Origin of the sequence: Paramagnetospirillum caucaseum (assembly GCF_000342045.1) — a bacterium.
GTDB lineage: Bacteria > Pseudomonadota > Alphaproteobacteria > Rhodospirillales > Magnetospirillaceae > Phaeospirillum > Phaeospirillum caucaseum.
In genome coordinates this window covers 1-17616 of the sequence record NZ_AONQ01000035.1, presented here as the reverse complement: position 1 = coordinate 17616, position 17616 = coordinate 1, and the positions used below count along the sequence as shown (strand labels likewise).

The window sequence follows — 17616 nt, the reverse complement described above, 5'->3', positions numbered from 1 at the left end:
CGGCAACGGAGGGGGTCCGGTGACAGCGCAGGGGCTGCCCGGCCGGGAGCCTTGCGCCCCCGCCGAGGCGCTGCCCCGGCTCGCCGAGGCCGAGGCCCGCCTGGACGGCCTGACCGCCAACCTTCCCGGCTTCGCCTTCCAGCGCGTCCTCGGGGCCGATGGCGCCGCCATCCATTACCCCTGGATCAGTTCCAGCATCCGCGCCGTGCTGGGCTTCGCCCCCGAGGCCATGGGCGTCAATTCCCAAGGCTGCCTGCACGCCATCCACTGGGCCGACCGCGACGCCCACCTGGCCGAGATCCGCCGTTCGGCGGCGGCGCAGGACACCTGCCGCGAGGAATTCCGCGCCATCACCGCCCATGGCGAGGTCCGCTGGCTGAAAGGCGCCGCCGAACCCCGCCGCCAGGACGACGGCAGCGTGGTCTGGGACGGGGTGATGGTCGACGTCACCGACGGCCGCCGCGCCGAACTGCGCCTGGAAATGCTGATGGACCATGCCGGCGATTCCCTGATCGTGGTGGAATCCGACGGCACCATCGACAGCGTCAACGCCGCCGCCGAGGCGCTGTTCGGCTGGAGCATGGCGGAACTGGCCGGCCAACCCTTCGCCACCCTGCTGCCGCCCGACCTGCACCTGGACGATCTGCTGGAATCCGCCGAGGTCTCGGCGGGCGGCATCGTCGGCGGCGGGGCGCGCGAGCTGATGGGCCTCAGGAAGGACGGCTCGACCTTCCCCCTGGAACTGTCGACCACCGAGGTGCGGCTGGAAGGCCAGCGGCTGTTCGTCGGCATCGGCCGCGACATCACCGAGCGCAAGCTGACCGAGGCGGCGCTGCGCGAATCCGAGGAGCGGCTGCGCGCCATCGCCGCCAACGTCCCCGGCATGGTGTTCCAGCGGGTGCTGCGCACCGACGGCAGCCTGGTCTTCTCCTATGTCAGCGAAGGTTGCCGCGCCATCCTCGGCCTGGGGCCGGAACAGCTGATGGACAATCCCCAGCTGTTCCTCTCGCTGATTCCCGAGGACGAGCGCCAGAGCTTCTATGCCGGTCTGGGCCGCTCGGCCCGCACCATGGAGCCCTTCGACGAGGAGATGGCGGTCCCCGGCGCCGATGGCCGCCGCCGATGGCTGCGCGGCCAGTCGCGCCCGATGCTGCGCTCCGGCGGCGACGTGGTGTGGGACGGGGTCATGCTCGACGTCACCGACCGCAAGCAGGCGGAACAGCGCCTGTCCTTCCTGGCCTATTTCGACCCGCTGACCCGCCTGCCCAACCGTACCGCCTTCCTGGAGCGCTTCGCCGCCGCCCGCGAGGCCGCCGCCCGCGATCAGGCCATGCTGGCGGTGGTCAGCATCGGGCTGGACCGCCTGGGGATCATCAACGCCACCATGGGCCACGGCATCGGCGACCAGGTGCTGATGGCGGCCAGCGACCTGCTGCGCGCCGCCCTGTCGGCCAACGACGTCATCGCGCGGACCTCCGGCGACCGCTTCCTGGTGCTGATCACCGGTCTGGGCTCCAAGCGGGAAGCCATGGAGGCGCTGGAGCGCCTGCGCTCCTCGGCCCACGCCACCGTGGCGGCGGCCGGACAGGATTTCGACGTCTCGGCCGCCATGGGCGCCGCGCTCTATCCCCGCGACGGCGACGACCCCGAGACCCTGATCAAGAACGCCGACGCGGCGCTGCAGCTGGCCAAGGCCCAGGGGCCGGCCTCGCTGCAGCTGTTCACCAAGGAAATCAGCGCCCGGGCCGCCAAGACCCTGTCGCTGCAGACCCGCCTGCGCCGCGCCATCGAGCACGGCGAACTGACCGCCCATTACCAGCCTCAGGTGGACCTGCTCGGCGGCGACATCGTCGGCATGGAGGCGCTGGTCCGCTGGAACAGCCCCGATCTCGGCATGGTCTCGCCCGCCGACTTCATCCCGGTGGCCGAGGAATCGGGCCTGATCGACGGCATCTGCGAGTTCATGCTGTGGGAATGCACCCGCCAGAACAAGCAATGGCAGGACGAGGGGCTGCCGGCCATTCCGGTGGCGGTCAACGTCTCGGGCCGCCAGTTCCAGTATGCGCGCCGCCTGCTGTCGGCCTGCGAGCGGGCCCTGGTGGACAACCGCCTGGACAGCCGCTGGCTCGAGGTGGAGCTGACCGAAAGCTCGGCCATGCGCGACGCCGACAACGCCATCGCCGTGGTCAACCAGCTGAAGGACATGGGCATCGCCTGCTCCATCGACGATTTCGGCACCGGCTATTCCTCGCTGTCGGTCTTAAAGCGCTTTCCCATCAGCAAGCTGAAGATCGACCGCTCCTTCGTGCTCGACGTCACCACCGATCCCAACGACGCCGCCATCGTCGACGCCATCATCGCCATGGCCAAGGCGCTGCGGCTCAAGGTGGTGGCCGAGGGCGTCGAGCACCAGGAGCACCTGGACTTCCTGCGCAACCTGGGCTGCGACCAGATGCAGGGCTATTTCTTCAGCCGCCCGCTGCCCGCCGACGGGTTGCGGGCCCTGCTGGCCGAGGGGCGGCGCCTCAATCTCGGCCCGCCGCCCCGCCAGGCGGCCAGCGCCTGACGGCCGGCAAAGAATCACTATATTTCAGCGCTCTTTCCCCGGACTCTTCATTCAAGCCCTCAACGGCCAACATTGGCAGTTGACGGAATCGACCATTTAGCCCTATTCATTTCGGGTGGGTGAGGGCACCCGATTGGGCCATAGAATCCGGACCATGAAAGATCATACCGCGACCGCCGCCACCAATACGGTAAAGCATTCCTACACCATCCCCTGCGCCAGCGCCTTCCGCGACGCGGTGGACAAGCTGGCGTTGCGCCGGCGGGTCAACGTGGGCGACATCGCCCGCTCGGTGCTGCTGGTGGTGCCGCCGGAAACCATCGCCGCCTTCCCCGACCCGGGCGAGCCCGAACCCGACGACCGCGAGACCGTCATCCTGAAATCCGGCCCGGCCGAGGGCCGCCCCTGGCGGCGCAAGCCGCGCCTGCAGGTGCGCATGGCGCCGGGCTACAGCGTCGAGGCCATCCGCCGTGCCCTGGCCATGGCGCTGTCCATGGCCCAGGGCGACGTCCGCCTGCGGGTCGAGCGGCCGGGCGAGGAGATCGCCGCTTCCCCTCCTCCCCCTCCCCCCGCGCCGCCGCCCGAGGAGGTCTTTCCCAAGGTCGAGCGCCGCAAGGGGGTGCGCGAGCAGGCCACCGTCATCGCCGCCGCCGACGAGGAGATCGAGCGGTTGCGCGCCATCATCAACGTGCTGTCCTTCGAGCCGCTGCCCGGCGGGGTGATGTCCCGGGCCGAGGCGCTGCACGTCCTGGGCTTTCCGCCCGGCGCCGCCCCCGACCGCCGCACGGTGCGGGCCAAATTCCGCATGCTGGCCACCATCCACCACCCGGACAGCAACCACGGCAACCACCACCGCATGAGCCAGCTCAACCAGGCCATGGAAGTCCTGCGGGACTGACGGGTTGCGGCCGGGACGGCCGCACTCCAATTCCTTTCCCTGAGCGCGGGCATCCTGCCCGCCGCCTCTTTCCGCCGCATCCCCCCCTTCCCATATGCCCTTGACCAAGGACACGAGAGGGGAGGCCGCCCATGGCCGTCACCGAGACCGTCGCACCCCAGGCCGTTCCCGTCCGCCGGGAAAAGGTCCGCGCCGTCACCGCCGCCCAGGTGGTGGGCTGGATCGGCGCCGGCTGGCGCGACACCAGGCGGGCCGCCCCGCTCAGCCTGCTCTACGGCGGCGTCTTCGTGGCCGCCGGCCTGCTGCTGACCGGCGGCCTGGCCCTGGCCGGGATGGAATACCTGATCACCCCCCTGGTCGAGGGCTTCATGCTGGTGGCGCCGCTGCTGGCGCTCGGCCTCTACGAGATTTCGCGGCGGCTGGAGCGCGGCGAGGCCCTGGAGTGGCGGCCCATCCTCGCCTGCTGGCGGCCCAACCAGTTCCACATGATGACCGCCGGGCTGATCTACATGCTGTTCCTGATGATCTGGGCGCGGCTGGCGGTGATCATCTTCGCCGTTTGCCTGCCCAACCAGCCCACCGACTGGCGGAGCCTGATGGCGGTGCTGCCCACCCTGGACGGCATCGCCTTCATCATCACCAGCACGGTGTTCGGCGGCGCCCTGGCCACCCTGGCCTTCGTCACCAACGTGGTGACCCTGCCGGCCATGCTCGATCGCCGCACCGACTTCTTCGCCGGCGCGGCGCTGTCGGTGCTGGCGGTGGCGCGCAATCCCGGCCCCATGGCGCTGTGGGCCGCCCTGCTGACCGGCATCACCGGGCTGGGCCTCGCCCTCGGGCTGGTGGGGCTGGTGGTGGCCCTGCCGGTGGTGGGCCATGCCAGCTGGCACGCCTACCGCGCCCTGGTGGTGCCGGAGGCGGCGCCCGGCGATTGAGGACCACGATAAGGACAACGAAAAGCCCGCCCCTTTTCAAGGGCGGGCCCGTTCGTTTCACATGGTCCCGGCGGCTACTCGTCGCGGCGCACGCCCAGGAACTGCAGCATGAACATGAACAGGTTGATGAAGTCCATGTAGAGCTGCAGGGCGCCGAACACCGCCTTCTTCTGGGCGACCTCGGAGTGATCGCCCTCCCAGTACATCTGCTTGATGTTCTGGGTGTCGTAGGCGGTCAGGCCGGCGAAGATCAGCACGCCCGCCGCCGAGATGACGAACTGCATCATCGAGCTGGCCAGGAAGATATTGATGATGCTGGCGATGATCAGGCCGATCAGCCCCATGATCAGGAAGCTGCCCATGCCGGACAGATCCTTCTTGGTGGTGTAGCCGTAGAGGCTGAGGCCCGCGAAGGCCGCGGCGGTGATGAAGAACACCCGGGCCACCGACGCGCCGGTGAACACCAGGAACACCGAGGCCAGCGAGGCACCCATCAGGCCGGCATAGACCCAGAACAGGGTCGTGGCGGTCGACGCGCGCAGGCTGTCGATCTTGGCGCTCATGAAGAACACCAGACCCAGCGGGGCCAGCATGAACACCCATTTGAGCGGCGAGTACACGGCGATGGCGGTCAGGGCGGGGACGCTGGCGATCACCCAGGCGACGATGCCGGTGAGAGCCAGGGCCGAGGCCATGTAGTTGTACACGCTGAGCATGTACTGCCGCAGACCCACGTCGATCTGAGCAGCCTCCGCCTGGGCGGCACTCATGTATCTGCGGTCTGATCCGAAAGCCATGGTCGTTCCTTTGAACACTCAGTTGAACCTGAACACCAATATGAGGCAGTTGGGGCAGGAATCAAGTTTCAGCCGATTTATTCGTTGCGCAGCAACGGCGCCGCCTTGGCACCCAGGGCCTTCCAGGTGCCGATGAAGCCGGCCAGCAGGCTGGCGGCCATGCAGGCGGCCAGCGTCAGCGCCGTCGCCCCGGGCAGGAACACCCAATCGGTCTTCATGACGTGGATCAGGATGGCGCGCGCCGCCAGCGACCCCACCAGCGCGGCGAACAGGCCGGTGACCAGGCCGATCAGGGCGAATTCCGCCAGATGGGCCCGCCACAGCTGGCCGCGCGTCGCCCCCACCACCTTCAGCACCACCGCCTCCCACACCCGGCGGCGATGGCCGGCCATCACCGCCCCGGCCAGCACCAGGGCGCCCGCCGCCAGGGTCACCACCCCGGCCAGACGCACCGCCAGATCGGCCTCGGCAATGATGGCTTTGACCGCGTCCAGCGCCTCCTTGACCCGGATGGAGGAGACGTTGGGCAGGCGGTCGGTCACCGCCTTCTCCACCGCCGCGTCCATGGCGGGCGCGGTGCGCAGCGTGGCGATGTAGGTATGCGGCGCCCCGTCCAGGGTGCCGGGCGACAGCAGGAAGGCGAAGTTCATGGACAGGTTCGACCAGTCGATCTGGCGGAGCGACGCCACCTCCACCTCGATCTCGCGGCCCAGCACGTTGAGGCCGAGGCGGTCGCCGACCTTGAGGCCGAAGCCCTTGGCCACCGCCGCGTCCACCGAGGCCAGCGGCGGGCCCTGGTAATCCTCGGGCCACCACCGGCCGTCCACCACCCGCGAGCCGGACGGCTGGATGGCCGCCGAGGACAGGCCGCGGTCGCCCCTGGCCGCCCATTCCGCCTCGGGGGCGATCCTGGCCTGGCCCACCGGCACCCCGCCGATGGACGAGATGCGGCCCCTGACCATGGCGGCCTTGGACAGGGCGGCGGCCGGATCGGTGGCCCTGACCACCCGTTCCAGTTCGTCCACCTGATCGGGCTGCACGTCGATGAAATAGAAGGACGGCGCCTGCTCGGGCAGCCTTTCGCCGAACTGGGCGGCCAGATTGCCCTCGACCAGGGCGATGGTCACCAGCACCGACAGGCCGAGGCCCAGCGACAGCACCATGCCCACCACGGCGGAGCCGGGGCGGTGCAGATTGGCCAGCGCCATCCGCCAGGTCGGCCCGGCCCGCCGGCCGTGACGGGCCGCCAGCACCGCCGCCGTCCGCGACAGCCCCCAGGCCAGGGCGCGGAACAGCACCAGGGTGGCGGCGGCGGCGGCGACGAACCAGGCGGCCAGGGGACGGTTGGCGGCGGACAGCACCGCCAGCCCCGCCAGCCCGCCGCCGGCCAGCACCAGGGCGGCCAGTACCGGCTTGCCCACCGGTCCCGGCGCGGGCGCCACCAGACGGCGGAACAGCAAGGCGGCGGGCACCGCCTTGGCGCGGGCCAGCGGCCACAGGGTGAAGACCAGGGCGGCCAGCCCGCCGAAGCCGGCGGCGATCATCAGCGGACGGGGATAGAGCCCGGTCTTCAGCGCCAGGGGAATGCGCTCCGCCCCCAGTTCCGCCACCAGCGGCACCAGGGCGGCCCCCGCCGCCAGCCCGAGGACGATGCCGACCCCGGCCAGCAGGCCGACCAGCAGGAAATAGGTGGCGAAGATCAGCCCCGAGGGGGCGCCCAGGCATTTCAGGACGGCAATGGTGCCCAGGCGGCCGTCGAGATAGGCCTTCACCGCGTTGGCCACGCCGATGCCGCCCACCAGCAGGGCGGTCAGCCCCACCAGGGACAGGAACGAGGCCATGGTGTCGAGGAAGCGCCCGACCCCGGGCGCCGCCTCGGCGGCGTCGCGCACCTGCCAGGGGGCCTCGGGAAAGCGCCGGGCCAGCTCCGCCCTGGCCGCCGCCGCCTCGCCGCCGGGGGGCAGAAGCAGGCGCACCGTATGGCGCACCAGGGAACCGGGACGGATCAGCCCGGTGGCCTCCACCGCACCGTTGGCCACCATCAGCCGGGGGCCGAACGACAGCGCCGTGGCCACCCGGTCGGGCTCCTTGGCGATGATTGCGGCGATGCGCAGGGTGGCGTCGCCCAGACTGACGCGGTCGCCCAGACTGAGCCCCAGCCGGTCGAGCAGGTTGGCCTCCGCCGCCGCGCCCCAGGCGCCGTCGTGGAAGGCGAAAGGCGATTCGGCGGGCGGCATCAGATCCAGCCGCCCCACCAGGGGATAGACGGCATCGACGCCCTTCAATTCCACCAGGGAGCGGCGGGCGTTGCCGTCCACCTGGACCATGGCGCGCATCTCGACGCCCCCGGTGACCTTGCCCAGGCCGGCCAGGGCGGCCAGCATCTCGGGCGCGAAGGGCTGGTGGGTCTGGCGGATGTCCAGGTCGCCGCCCAGCAGGGCGCGGGCGTCCTCGGAAAGCGCCGCGTCGAAGGCGGCGCGCAGGGACCCGGCCCCGGCGATGGCGGCCACCCCCAACGCCAGACAGGCCACCAGCACCCGGAAGCCCTTGAGCCCGCCGCGCAACTCCCGCCGGGCGAAAGTCAGAGCCAAGGTGATCACGGCTTGATCTTCCCGTCCTCGACCCGCACCACCCGCGAGCAGCGCGCCGCCAGGGCATCGTCGTGGGTGACCAGCACCAGGGCGGTGCCGAAGCGGGCATTCAGGTCGAACAGCAGATCCATCACGGCGCGCCCGGTGGCGCCGTCCAGATTGCCGGTGGGTTCGTCGGCCAGCAGCAGCCTGGGATGCGGCACGAAGGCCCGCGCCAGGGCGACCCGCTGCTGCTCGCCCCCCGACAGCTGGCCGGGATAATGATGGAGCCGCCGGGCCAGCCCGACCCGGTCCAGTTCCTCCGCCGCCGCGCCGAAGGGATCGGCATGGCCGGCCAGTTCCAGGGGCACCGCCACGTTCTCCAGCGCCGTCATGGTGGGGATCAGGTGGAAGCTCTGGAAGACGATGCCGACGTGATCGCGGCGGAAGCGGGCCAGCCCGTCCTCGTCCAGGGCGGAGAAGTCGGCGCCGGCCACCGCCACCCGGCCGGACGAGGGGCGTTCCAGTCCGGCCATGACCATCAGCAGGGTGGACTTGCCCGAGCCCGACGGCCCGACCACACCCAGGGTCTCGCCGGGAGCCACCTGCAGGTCGATGCCATCGAGGACATTGACCTCGCCGGCCAGGCTCGCCAAGTTGAGATGGACGGCCTCCAGCGAAACCAAGGGAAGGCCGGCGATGGGACGCTGATGCATGCGAGGGCGACTTTCTTGGACGAACACGGGATAGGCCGGAGACGACGTGCGGTCTTGCGATATGGGGCCGCCCTGGTGCTTGTCAATGTGCTGAAAGGAACAGCCATGGCCGCGGCGGCCACCGCGCCCCGCATCCTGGTGCTGGGGGATTCGCTGACCGCCGGCTTCGGCCTCGCCCCGGAAGAGGCCTTTCCCACCCGGCTGGAGCGGGCCTTGCGGGCCGAGGGGCGCGAGGTCAGCCTGATCAATGCCGGCGTGTCGGGCGACACCACCGCCGGGGGCAAGGCGCGGCTGGACTGGGCGCTGGCCGCCCGGCCCACCCTGGCCATCGTCGAACTGGGGGCCAATGACGGGTTGCGCGGCCTCGATCCGGCGCTGACCCACGCCAATCTCGACGCCATCCTGACGCGCCTCAAGGCGGCGGGCATTCCGGTTCTGCTGGCCGGCATGCTGGCGCCGCCCAATTACGGCAAGGGCTTCGAGGCCGAGTTCAAGGCGGTCTTCGCCCGCCTGGCCGCCCAGCACGACGTGATCTTCTATCCCTTCTTCCTGGACGGCGTGGCCGGCGATTCCCGCCTCAACCTACCCGACGGACTGCACCCCAACGCCCGGGGAGTCGAAGTGATCGTCGAACGCATCCTGCCCTCGGTGCGCAAATTGCTGGAAAGGGGAAAGCCATGACCGCCGACCCTTCCGCCGCCCTCGCCCCGTTCCGCGTCGCCCTGGGCCGGGGCGACCATTGGGGGCCGGCCGCCAAGGCCTGTTTCGACCGCCTGGGGCCGCTGCCGCCCGGCGCCAATTTCGGCTTCCTCTACGCCACCGAGCCCTTCGCCCCCAACCTCTCGTCGCTGCTGACCTTCCTGCGCGAAACCACCCGCATCGAGCATTGGGTGGGCGGCATCGCCCCCGGCCTGTGCATCGAGAGAACCGAGATCCGCGACGAGGGCGCGGTGGCCGCCATGGTCGGCCACCTGCCCCCCGACCAGTTCCGCGTCTTCATCGACGATGCCGGCGACTGGGCCAAGCGGCATTTCCCCTGCGTCGGGCTGGTACACGGCGACCCCCGCGACCCCGAGGTTCCCCGGGCCATCGTCGATCTGGCCGCCGAGGCCGGGTTCCTGACCGGCGGCCTGATGTCGGCGTCGGGTCCGGCGGCGCAGCTGGCCGGCATCGCCACCGACGGCGGGCTGGCCGGGGTACTGCTCGGCGCCGGGATCGAGGTTCTGACCGGCATGAGCCAGGGCTGCTCGCCGCTGGGCGGAACCCACACCGTCACCGAATCCTGGCAGGGCGTGGTGATGGCCGTCGACGGCCGCCCGGCGCTCGACGTGCTGAAGGAGGAGGTGGGCGAATTGCTGGCCCGCGACCTGCGGCGCATCGCCGGCTACATCCATGTGGGCCTGCCGGTGGAGGGCGACGACGGCCACGACTATCAGGTCCGCACCCTGATCGGCATCGATCCCAACCAGGGCTGGATCGCCATCGGCGACCATGTCGAGGAAGGCGGCACGCTGATCTTCGTGCGCCGCGACGCCAACGCGGCCCGCGCCGACCTGCGCCGCATGCTGTCCGGGCTGAAGGAGCGCCTGGACGGGCGGCCCATCCGGGCGGGGCTCTACGTCTCGTGCACCGGGCGCGGCGAGAACATGTTCGGCCATCCCGGCGCCGAGCCGGAACTGCTGCACGAGGCGCTGGGCGATTTCCCGCTGATCGGCTTTTTCGCCAACGGCGAGATCAGCCGCGACCACCTCTACGGCTTCACCGGCGTGCTGACCCTGCTGCCGGGGCCCAAGCCGTGATTCGCCTGTTCGTCGGAATCGGCTTCGACGACGACCTGACCGCCCGCATCGCCGCGCTGCAGCAGGGCCTGCCGGGAGCCCGCTGGATCGCCCCCGCCAACCTGCACCTGACGCTGCGCTTCATCGGCGAGGTGGACGAGGAAGTGGCCGAGGAAATCCACCACGGGCTCAAGACCCTGGCCGAACCGCCCTTCGCCCTGACGCTCTCCGGGCTGGGCCTGTTCGGCGACCGCCACCAGGCCCATACCCTGTGGCTGGGGGTGGAGCGCTCGGCGGCGCTGTCGCGGCTGGCGGCGCGCGTCGACGGCGCCGTGGTCCAGGCCGGCGGCCGGCCCGAGCCGCGCAGGTTCAATCCCCACGTCACCCTGGCCCGGCTCAAGGACACCCCGCCGGGGCGCATCCAGGATTTCATGGACGCCACCGGCCCGTTCCGCGAGGACCATCTGGCGGTGGAGCGCTTCACCCTGTTCCGCAGCACGCTGGGCCGCCAGGGCGCGCAATACGACGCCCTGGAGCATTATCCCCTGGGATGAACAGTCCGTCATCCCGAGCACGGGCGAGGGACCTCCTCCTGATCCGGCGGTTCGGATTCGCCCTCATTTTGCCAAGCGGAGATTCCTCCTCCCGCTGGTCGCCGGAATGACAGGCAGGAAAGGTCACCCACATCTTGGGCCGCCGCGACAAAACGCAAACATTCCCTTGTTCGGCCCCGGCCTTCACAGTATTTTCAAGGCCATGAACGGTTCGTCCCTCCGCCTTGTCCTGTGCCTTGCCGCCGCCCTCGGGCTGGCGGGATGTTCGCGCGGCACCGACCTGCCGCCGTCCTCGGCGGCCGGCGCCGGCGGCGAGCCGCAGCCGGGCAATTTCCAGCTGGTCACCGACATCCCCATTCCGTCGGGCGCCACCATGGACAACGACCGCTCGCTGATCCTGTCGGACCGCGACCGCTGGACCGGCCGGGTGGTGATGACCCTGTTCAATTCCGCCAACGAGGTCACCGCCTTCTACCAGCAGCAGATGCCCAATTTCGGCTGGCAGCCCATGATGAGCGTCACCGCCGAGACCAGCGTGCTGACCTATGTGCGCGGCGACCGCGCCGCCACCGTGCAGGTGGAGCGGCGCACCGTCTACGGCTCGGTGGTCTCGGTGACCGTGGCGCCGAAGCAGTCGGAAAGCGGCGGCGGTTACGATGCCGCCCCCATGCCGCGTCCGGCGCCCTCGGGCGGCGTGCGGGCCGAGCCGCTGGCCGCGCCCTCGTCCCGCCGCTGATTCCCCAGCAAAAAGCCCCCTTGCGGGGGCCTTCGCGTCACCGGGAAACGGAAGCTTCCTACAGCAGGCGGCCACGCACCTCGGCGATCAGCGAGTTCAGGGAATCGAGAGCCACGCCGTCGCGGGCCATCAGGCGGTGTACGATGGGGTCGGCCATCACCTCGTCCAGACTCGGCTCGATACCGCCGCCACGATAGGCGAAGGCACGGGTGGAGCGGCCGCCGATCGAGGCACCCAGGCGGCGCACGACACGGATTTCGGCCGGTTGCGGGGTGGATCTGTACGCGCTTGACAGCATGGCAGCCCCCTTTTTCCGGATGTGATCTCAAGGCGGACTATACAGGAGCCGCCCAGCAATTGACAGAGTCGCTTTAGTATCAATTATTTTGCAATTTTACGAATTTCGCATCGCACCAAGTATTGTGCACTGCGGTAACTGTCTGTGACTGGCCGTCTTTTACGCGCCTGCATATGGTCATCAGCCGTTCGGCGATCAAGGGATAACATCGCGGTGTCATCCGATTTTCATACCGGCCCCCGGGCCCATCATCTGGGCGGCATCGCCGCCATGCTGGCGGCCACCTCGCTGTTCGCCTCCATGGACGCCATGGTCAAGCTGCTGATGGCCGAGCATTCGGTGATCCAGGTGCTGTTCTTCCGGGCGGCTTTCGGGCTGATCCCCCTGGCGCCGCTGTTGTGGCAAAGCGGGATGCGGGCGGTGGCCACGGCGCGGCCCTGGGCGCATGCGGTGCGCTCGGCCATCGGCCTGCTGGCGGTGGGCTGCTTCTTCCTGGCCTTCGCCCGCCTGCCGCTGGTCCAGGTCACCGCCATCGGCTTCGCAGCGCCGCTGCTGATCACCGCCCTTTCTGTGCCGCTCCTGCAGGAGAGAGTGCCGCTGCAGCGCTGGCTGGCGGTGGCGGCGGGGTTCGGCGGCATCCTGATCGTGGCGGGGCCGGACGCCTGGGCCGGCGAATTGCCGGGAGCCGGGGCGGTCTTCGCCGTGGCCGGCACCGTCCTCTACGCCCTGGTGATGGTGCTGATGCGCGCCATGGGCCGCACCGAGGCGGCGGTGACCACGGTGTTCTGGTTCTCGGTCCTGACCATGCTCCTGACCGGCGCCGCCCTGCCCTGGGCATGGCGGACGCCCGACGCCGGGGAATGGGTCCTGTTCGCCGCCGTCGGCATCCTGGGCGGCACCGGCCAACTGCTGATCGCCCGAGCGGTGCGCCTCGCCCCGGCCTCGGTGGTGGCGCCCTTCGACTATTTCCACATCGTGGTGTCGTCCAGCCTGGGCTGGCTGGTTTTCGCCGAGATTCCCACCGCCAACACGCTGGCCGGCGCCATGGTGGTCATGGCGTCCGGCCTTTACGTGCTGAGAAACGAGAGGAAACCGACGCCCCTCCAGCCCCCCTAAAGCGTGATGTCTTAAATGTGCATCACGCTTTAGTTTTATTTGTTTTGCCCTCGCCGGGCGGGCGCCTTATGGCGCGGGAGCCAAGCGCGCGGCCAGCGCGCGCCCGGCGCCTGAGGGACACGTCAATGACTCGCGGCCCCTTCCGCCCCCAACCCGGTCTGCGAGCGGATGAACTGGGCGTCGAACTCGGCCCGCTCGCGCGCCGCCCGCTCGCTGGTGTCGGTGACCGAGAAGAACCAGGTGGCGGCAAAGCCGGCGACCACCGAGAACAGGGCGGGATTGCCCCAGGGGAAGATGGGCTGGGGATAGCCCAGCACCGATTTCCACACCGCCGGCCCCAACACGGTCAGCACCACCGCCGAGAGCAGTCCGATGGACCCGCCCAGGATGGCGCCGCGCGAGGTCAGGCCCGGCCACAGCATGGACAGCAGCAGCAGCGGGAAGTTGGCCGAGGCGGCAATGGCCAGTGTCAGGCCGGCGAGATAGGCGATGTTCTGCTTCTCGAACAGCATGCCGAGGATGATGGCCACCACGCCGAGCCCCAGGCTGGCCAGGCGCGAGATGCGCAGCTCGGTCTCCTCCCTGGCGTGGCCGCGGGCGAAGACGTTGGCGTAAAGATCGTGGGAGATGGCCGAGGCCCCGGCCAGGGTCAGCCCGGCCACCACCGCCAGGATGGTGGCGAAGGCCACCGCCGAGATGAAGCCGAGGAACAGGTTGCCGCCCACCGCGTGGGCCAGCCAGATGGCGGCCATGTTGCCGCCGCCCTTCAACGCCTTGCCGTCGGCGAGATAGGCGGGGTCGGTGGCCACCAGGGCGATGGCGCCGATGCCGATCACCACGGCCAGCACGTAGAAGAAGCCGATGAAGGCGGTGGCGTAGAACACCGACTTCCTCGCCTCGCGGGCGTCGGGAACCGTGAAGAAGCGCATCAGGATGTGGGGCAGCCCCGCCGTGCCGAAGGCCAGCGCCATGGCCAGCGAGATGGTGTCGATGGGGTCCTTGAACAGCAGGCCGGGCGACATGATGGCGTTGGAGCCCTTGACCTCGACCGCCTTGGCGAACAGCGCCTCGGGCGAGAAGCCGAAGCGGGCCAGCACCGCCCCGGCCATGAAGGTGGCCCCGGCCAGCAGCAGCACCGCCTTGATGATCTGCACCCAGGTGGTGGCCGCCATGCCGCCGAAGGTGACGTAGACCATCATCAGACCGCCCACCAGGAACAGGGCGTGCAGGTATTCCATGCCGAACAGCAGCTTGATCAGCTGCCCGGCCCCGACCATCTGGGCGATCAGGTAGAACACCACCACGGTGAGCGAGCTGAACGCCGCATAGGTGCGCACCGGCACCTTGGCCAGGCGGTAGGCCACCACGTCGGCGAAGGTGTACTTGCCCAGGTTCCTCAGGGGCTCGGCGATGAGGAACAGCATCAGCGGCCAGCCCACCACCACGCCGACGGCGTAGACCATGCCGTCGAGGCCGGTGCCGTAGAGCAGGGCGGTGACGCCCAGGAACGACGCCGCCGACATGAAGTCGCCGGCAATGGCCAGACCGTTCTGGAAGCCCGAGATGCCGCCGCCCGCCGTGTAGAAATCGCTGGCCGACTTGGTGCGCTTCGACGCCCAGTACGTGATGCCGAGCGTCAGAAGCACGAAGGCCACGAACATGATGATGGCGTGCCAGTTGGTGGCCTGCTTGGCGGCCTGGCCGAGATCGGCGCCAGCCGCCAGGACGGGCAGCGACGGCGCCAGCAGCAGCAGGGCCAAGGCGCCGAGGCGAAGGACATGGGACATGGAAACGGCCTCTCCGGGCTAAATATGGTAATTCGGTGCCTGTTTACTTATTTGATACCGCAAGCGCAAGAGCCTCGGACCGATCTGTATCGCTTTCCCGCCCGTGACCCGGGGCGGACCGCCACGCCGCCGGCTATCCTCTGGTTCATAGGCCGTTCGGCGCGGCCGGAATTTGCTTGGCCCACCCGGCGGGGCCGCGTATGCTCGGCCCGACAGATAACGAAGTCGCATAATCTTTGGGAGAGGGAGGGGGCCGATGCGTCTGGCCGCAAGCATCATCGCCTGTGCCGTGGCCTTGCTTCCCGCCATGGCCGCCGCCCATTTCCAGGAGTTGATCCCGTCCGCCGACATCGTGGCCGAGCAGGGATCGCGCGACATCCGCCTCGACCTGGCCTTCACCCATCCCATGGAGCGCGGCCCGGTGATGGAGATGGCGCCGCCGGTGCGTTTCGGCGTGGCAAGCGGCGGCAAGACCCGCGACCTCAAGGCCAGCCTCAAGCCCGGCAAGCAGGACGACCGGACGGTGTTCAGCGCCGAATTCCGCCTCGACACGCCCGGCGACCACGTGTTCTTCGTCGAGCCCGCCCCCTATTGGGAGAAGGCCGAGGGCAAGTGGATCGTCCATTACACCAAGGTGGTGGTGGACTTCGCGGGCGGCGGCGGCGGCTGGGACAGACCGGTGGGCCTGCCGGTGGAGATCGAGCCGCTGGCCCGGCCCTACGGCCTGTGGACCGGCAACCTGTTCCGGGGCATCGTGCGCCGGAACGGCAAGCCGCTGCCCTTCGCCGAGATCGAGGTGGAGTGGCGCAACGACGGCTCGGTCAAGGCGCCGTCCGATCCCTTCGTGACCCAAGTGATCAAGGCCGATGCCTCGGGCCAGTTCGCCTATGCCATGCCGCGCGCCGGCTGGTGGGGCTTCGCCGCCCTGGCGGAGGGCGACAAGCCGGCCAAAAGCCCCGAGGGCAAGCCGGCCAAGACCGAACTGGGCGGCCTGATCTGGGTGCGCGCCCAGGACATGAGATAAGGGAGTTCCTCCACCCATGGCCCATATTCCCGATGGCGTGCTGTCCAATCCGGTGCTGGTGGCGGGGGGAATCCTCGCCATGGCCGGGGTGGCGCGCGGCCTGAGGGAATTGGAGCCGGTGCGGGTGCCCAAGGTGGCCATGCTGTCGGCGGTGATGTTCGTCGCCTCGCTGATCCATCTGCCCGCCGGCCCCGCCTCGGTGCACCTGCTGCTCAACGGCATGGCCGGCATGGTGCTGGGCTGGGCGGCCTTTCCCGCCCTGCTGGCCGCGCTGCTGCTGCAGGCGGTGATGTTCGGCTTCGGCGGGCTGCTGGTGCTGGGCGTCAACACCCTCAACATGGCGGCCCCCGCCGTGCTGGCCGGCCTGGTGTTCCGCCGGCTGTGGAATCCCGCCCAGCCGCGCCGCGCCGCGCTGGCCGCCGCCCTGTGTTCGGGCGGCGCCGTGTTGCTGACCGGGCTGATGGTGGCGGGTTCGCTGGCGGCTTCGGGCCGCGAGTTCGAGGCCGCCGCCCGGCTGGTGGTGCTGACCCATCTGCCGGTGATGGGGATCGAGGCGGTATTCGCCTCCGCCGCCATCGGCCTGCTGGCCCGGGTCAAGCCGGAGGCGCTGGCATGATCCGGCTGCTCGTTATTCTCTTTACGCTGCTGCTGGCCGCCCCGGCCGGCGCCCACAAGCTGAAGGTCTTCGCCTCGGCGGAGGGAACCGACATCGTCGGCTCGGCCTATTTCGCCGGCGGCGACAAGGCCGCCGGCGTTCCGGGGCGCATCCTGGGAGCCGATGGCTCGCTGGTCGCCGTCTTCGCCACCGCCGCCGACGGCACCTTTCGCCAGGGCGTCACGGCGCGCATGGACCACATCATCGCGGTGGAATCCGAGGACGGCCACGCCGCCCGGTTCACCCTTCCCGCCGCCGAACTCCCGTCCTCGCTGCCCGAGGGCAAGGCCGCCGCCGTGAGCGCCGACACCGCCGCCCTGGAGGCAGCCGTCGCCCGGCAGATCCGCCCCTTGCGCGAGCAGTTGGATTCCTATGAGGAGCGCATCCGCCTGCACGATCTGATGGGCGGCATCGGCACCATCTTCGGGCTGTTCGGCTGCTGGGCCTGGCTGCAATCGCGGCGGAGGGGGCCATGACGCTGATCGACCGCCTCGACCCCCGTACCCGGCTGGTCGCCGCCCTGCTGTTCAGCCTGGCCGTGGTGCTGGTGCCCTCGCTGGCCGCCCAGGGGCTCGGCCTGGGACTGGCCGTGGCCGCCGCCCTGGTGGCCCGCCTGCCCCTGGGCGCCACGGCGCGCCGCCTACTCGGCCTGGAAGGCTTCATGCTGCTGGTGCTGGTCATGCTGCCCTTCACGGTGCCCGGCCGCGCGGCGTTCAGCCTGTGGGGGCTGCAGGGCTCGGAGGAAGGCTTACGCCAGGCGGCGGGCATCGCGCTGAAGGCCAACGCCGTGGCGGTGGCGCTGTTCGCCCTGGTCGGCTCCATGGAGATGCCGGTGCTGGGCCGCGCCCTCGCCCGGCTGGGGGTGAGCGGCCGCTTCGTCCATCTGCTGCTGTTCACCACCCGCTACCTGTCGGTGCTGGAGGACGAATACCGCCGCCTGCGCCTGGCCATGCGGGCGCGGGCCTTCCGCCCCGCCACCGGCCTCCATTGCTGGCGCTCCATCGGCCATCTGTTCGGCATGCTGATGGTGCGTTCGCTGGAGCGGGCCGAGCGCATCGACGCCGCCATGCGTTGCCGCGGCTTCACCGGCCGCTTCCCCTGCCTGGACGACGAGACCCAGGCCGGACCGGGGCGCCTGGATCTGGGCTTCGGCGCCGCCTCGGCCGCCGGTCTGGTCCTGGTCATC

At 70.1% G+C, this 17616-nt stretch carries 17 protein-coding genes; 12 read left to right on the top strand and 5 right to left on the bottom strand.

Annotation, left to right across the window (positions count from 1 at the left end; genetic code table 11):
• The first annotated feature begins 19 nt into the window (after positions 1-19).
• The 3 genes from H261_RS13375 (at position 20) to H261_RS13365 (ending at position 4399) form a co-directional block, all read left to right on the top strand.
• Entirely contained in the window at positions 20-2566 is a 2547-nt protein-coding gene (locus H261_RS13375; RefSeq protein ID WP_008618404.1) for a sensor domain-containing protein, read from the top strand.
• Positions 2567-2720: 154 nt separating this feature from the next.
• A complete protein-coding gene (locus H261_RS13370) occupies positions 2721-3464 on the top strand; it encodes a J domain-containing protein (RefSeq protein ID WP_008618401.1) in 744 nt (247 codons plus the stop codon).
• Between the two features lie 131 nt (positions 3465-3595).
• On the top strand, positions 3596-4399 hold the full coding sequence (locus H261_RS13365) for a DUF2189 domain-containing protein (protein WP_008618378.1): 804 nt from the start codon (positions 3596-3598) through the stop codon (positions 4397-4399).
• Between the two features lie 74 nt (positions 4400-4473).
• Here H261_RS13365 and H261_RS13360 read toward each other — a convergent pair whose 3' ends face one another.
• From H261_RS13360 to H261_RS13350, 3 genes are all read right to left on the bottom strand, one after another.
• Entirely contained in the window at positions 4474-5196 is a 723-nt protein-coding gene (locus H261_RS13360) for a Bax inhibitor-1/YccA family protein (RefSeq protein WP_040476470.1), read from the bottom strand.
• Between the two features lie 77 nt (positions 5197-5273).
• Positions 5274-7796: an ABC transporter permease gene (locus tag H261_RS13355; RefSeq protein ID WP_008618363.1), complete on the bottom strand. Its 2523-nt coding sequence runs from the start codon at positions 7794-7796 to the stop codon at positions 5274-5276.
• Positions 7793-8482: an ABC transporter ATP-binding protein gene (locus tag H261_RS13350; RefSeq protein ID WP_008618351.1), complete on the bottom strand. Its 690-nt coding sequence runs from the start codon at positions 8480-8482 to the stop codon at positions 7793-7795. Before H261_RS13350 ends, H261_RS13355 begins: the two co-directional genes overlap by 4 nt.
• Before the next feature lie 105 nt (positions 8483-8587).
• On the opposite strand from H261_RS13350, the gene H261_RS13345 reads away from it, so the two are divergent.
• From H261_RS13345 to H261_RS13330, 4 genes are all read left to right on the top strand, one after another.
• Complete coding sequence (locus H261_RS13345) at positions 8588-9163, top strand: arylesterase (RefSeq protein ID WP_008618349.1); 576 nt, start codon at positions 8588-8590, stop codon at positions 9161-9163.
• A complete protein-coding gene (locus tag H261_RS13340; RefSeq protein WP_008618347.1) occupies positions 9160-10281 on the top strand; it encodes an FIST signal transduction protein in 1122 nt (373 codons plus the stop codon). Before H261_RS13345 ends, H261_RS13340 begins: the two co-directional genes overlap by 4 nt.
• Entirely contained in the window at positions 10278-10814 is a 537-nt protein-coding gene (thpR, locus tag H261_RS13335) for an RNA 2',3'-cyclic phosphodiesterase (protein ID WP_008618345.1), read from the top strand. Before H261_RS13340 ends, thpR begins: the two co-directional genes overlap by 4 nt.
• A 202-nt stretch (positions 10815-11016) precedes the next feature.
• Complete coding sequence (locus H261_RS13330; protein WP_052004266.1) at positions 11017-11550, top strand: hypothetical protein; 534 nt, start codon at positions 11017-11019, stop codon at positions 11548-11550.
• Between the two features lie 58 nt (positions 11551-11608).
• On the opposite strand, the gene H261_RS13325 is transcribed toward H261_RS13330, so the two are convergent.
• A complete protein-coding gene (locus H261_RS13325) occupies positions 11609-11848 on the bottom strand; it encodes a hypothetical protein (RefSeq protein ID WP_008618343.1) in 240 nt (79 codons plus the stop codon).
• A 213-nt stretch (positions 11849-12061) separates the two neighbouring features.
• On the opposite strand from H261_RS13325, the gene H261_RS13320 reads away from it, so the two are divergent.
• Positions 12062-12964 carry a DMT family transporter gene (locus H261_RS13320; RefSeq protein ID WP_008618342.1) on the top strand — a complete coding sequence of 301 codons (903 nt, stop codon included), beginning with the start codon at positions 12062-12064 and terminating at the stop codon, positions 12962-12964.
• Between the two features lie 122 nt (positions 12965-13086).
• On the opposite strand, the gene H261_RS13315 is transcribed toward H261_RS13320, so the two are convergent.
• Positions 13087-14751, bottom strand: a complete 1665-nt coding sequence (locus H261_RS13315) for a cation acetate symporter (protein ID WP_008618341.1) — start codon at positions 14749-14751, stop codon at positions 13087-13089.
• A 256-nt stretch (positions 14752-15007) separates the two neighbouring features.
• Here H261_RS13315 and H261_RS13310 point away from each other — a divergent pair, with 256 nt between their 5' ends.
• The 4 genes from H261_RS13310 to cbiQ all read left to right on the top strand — a co-directional run.
• Entirely contained in the window at positions 15008-15775 is a 768-nt protein-coding gene (locus H261_RS13310; protein ID WP_008618340.1) for a DUF4198 domain-containing protein, read from the top strand.
• A 16-nt stretch (positions 15776-15791) separates the two neighbouring features.
• Entirely contained in the window at positions 15792-16391 is a 600-nt protein-coding gene (gene cbiM, locus H261_RS13305; RefSeq protein WP_008618339.1) for a cobalt transporter CbiM, read from the top strand.
• On the top strand, positions 16388-16906 hold the full coding sequence (locus H261_RS13300) for a hypothetical protein (RefSeq protein WP_008618338.1): 519 nt from the start codon (positions 16388-16390) through the stop codon (positions 16904-16906). The genes cbiM and H261_RS13300 overlap by 4 nt, the downstream gene beginning before the upstream one ends.
• Positions 16903-17616: cobalt ECF transporter T component CbiQ (cbiQ, locus tag H261_RS13295; protein ID WP_008618337.1), on the top strand; the 714-nt coding region annotated here is incomplete at its 3' end. The genes H261_RS13300 and cbiQ, both read left to right, overlap by 4 nt.

What these genes read in the sequence shown, in the direction of transcription:
- H261_RS13370 (WP_008618401.1), top strand. Translation starts at nt 2,721, where the DNA reads ATGAAAGATCATACCGCGACCGCCGCCACCAATACGGTAAAGCATTCC.
- H261_RS13365 (WP_008618378.1), top strand. Translation starts at nt 3,596, where the DNA reads ATGGCCGTCACCGAGACCGTCGCACCCCAGGCCGTTCCCGTCCGCCGG.
- H261_RS13360 (WP_040476470.1), bottom strand. Translation starts at nt 5,196, where the DNA reads ATGGCTTTCGGATCAGACCGCAGATACATGAGTGCCGCCCAGGCGGAG.
- H261_RS13350 (WP_008618351.1), bottom strand. Translation starts at nt 8,482, where the DNA reads ATGCATCAGCGTCCCATCGCCGGCCTTCCCTTGGTTTCGCTGGAGGCC.
- H261_RS13345 (WP_008618349.1), top strand. Translation starts at nt 8,588, where the DNA reads ATGGCCGCGGCGGCCACCGCGCCCCGCATCCTGGTGCTGGGGGATTCG.
- H261_RS13340 (WP_008618347.1), top strand. Translation starts at nt 9,160, where the DNA reads ATGACCGCCGACCCTTCCGCCGCCCTCGCCCCGTTCCGCGTCGCCCTG.
- H261_RS13330 (WP_052004266.1), top strand. Translation starts at nt 11,017, where the DNA reads ATGAACGGTTCGTCCCTCCGCCTTGTCCTGTGCCTTGCCGCCGCCCTC.
- H261_RS13325 (WP_008618343.1), bottom strand. Translation starts at nt 11,848, where the DNA reads ATGCTGTCAAGCGCGTACAGATCCACCCCGCAACCGGCCGAAATCCGT.
- H261_RS13315 (WP_008618341.1), bottom strand. Translation starts at nt 14,751, where the DNA reads ATGTCCCATGTCCTTCGCCTCGGCGCCTTGGCCCTGCTGCTGCTGGCG.
- H261_RS13310 (WP_008618340.1), top strand. Translation starts at nt 15,008, where the DNA reads ATGCGTCTGGCCGCAAGCATCATCGCCTGTGCCGTGGCCTTGCTTCCC.
- cbiM (WP_008618339.1), top strand. Translation starts at nt 15,792, where the DNA reads ATGGCCCATATTCCCGATGGCGTGCTGTCCAATCCGGTGCTGGTGGCG.
- H261_RS13300 (WP_008618338.1), top strand. Translation starts at nt 16,388, where the DNA reads ATGATCCGGCTGCTCGTTATTCTCTTTACGCTGCTGCTGGCCGCCCCG.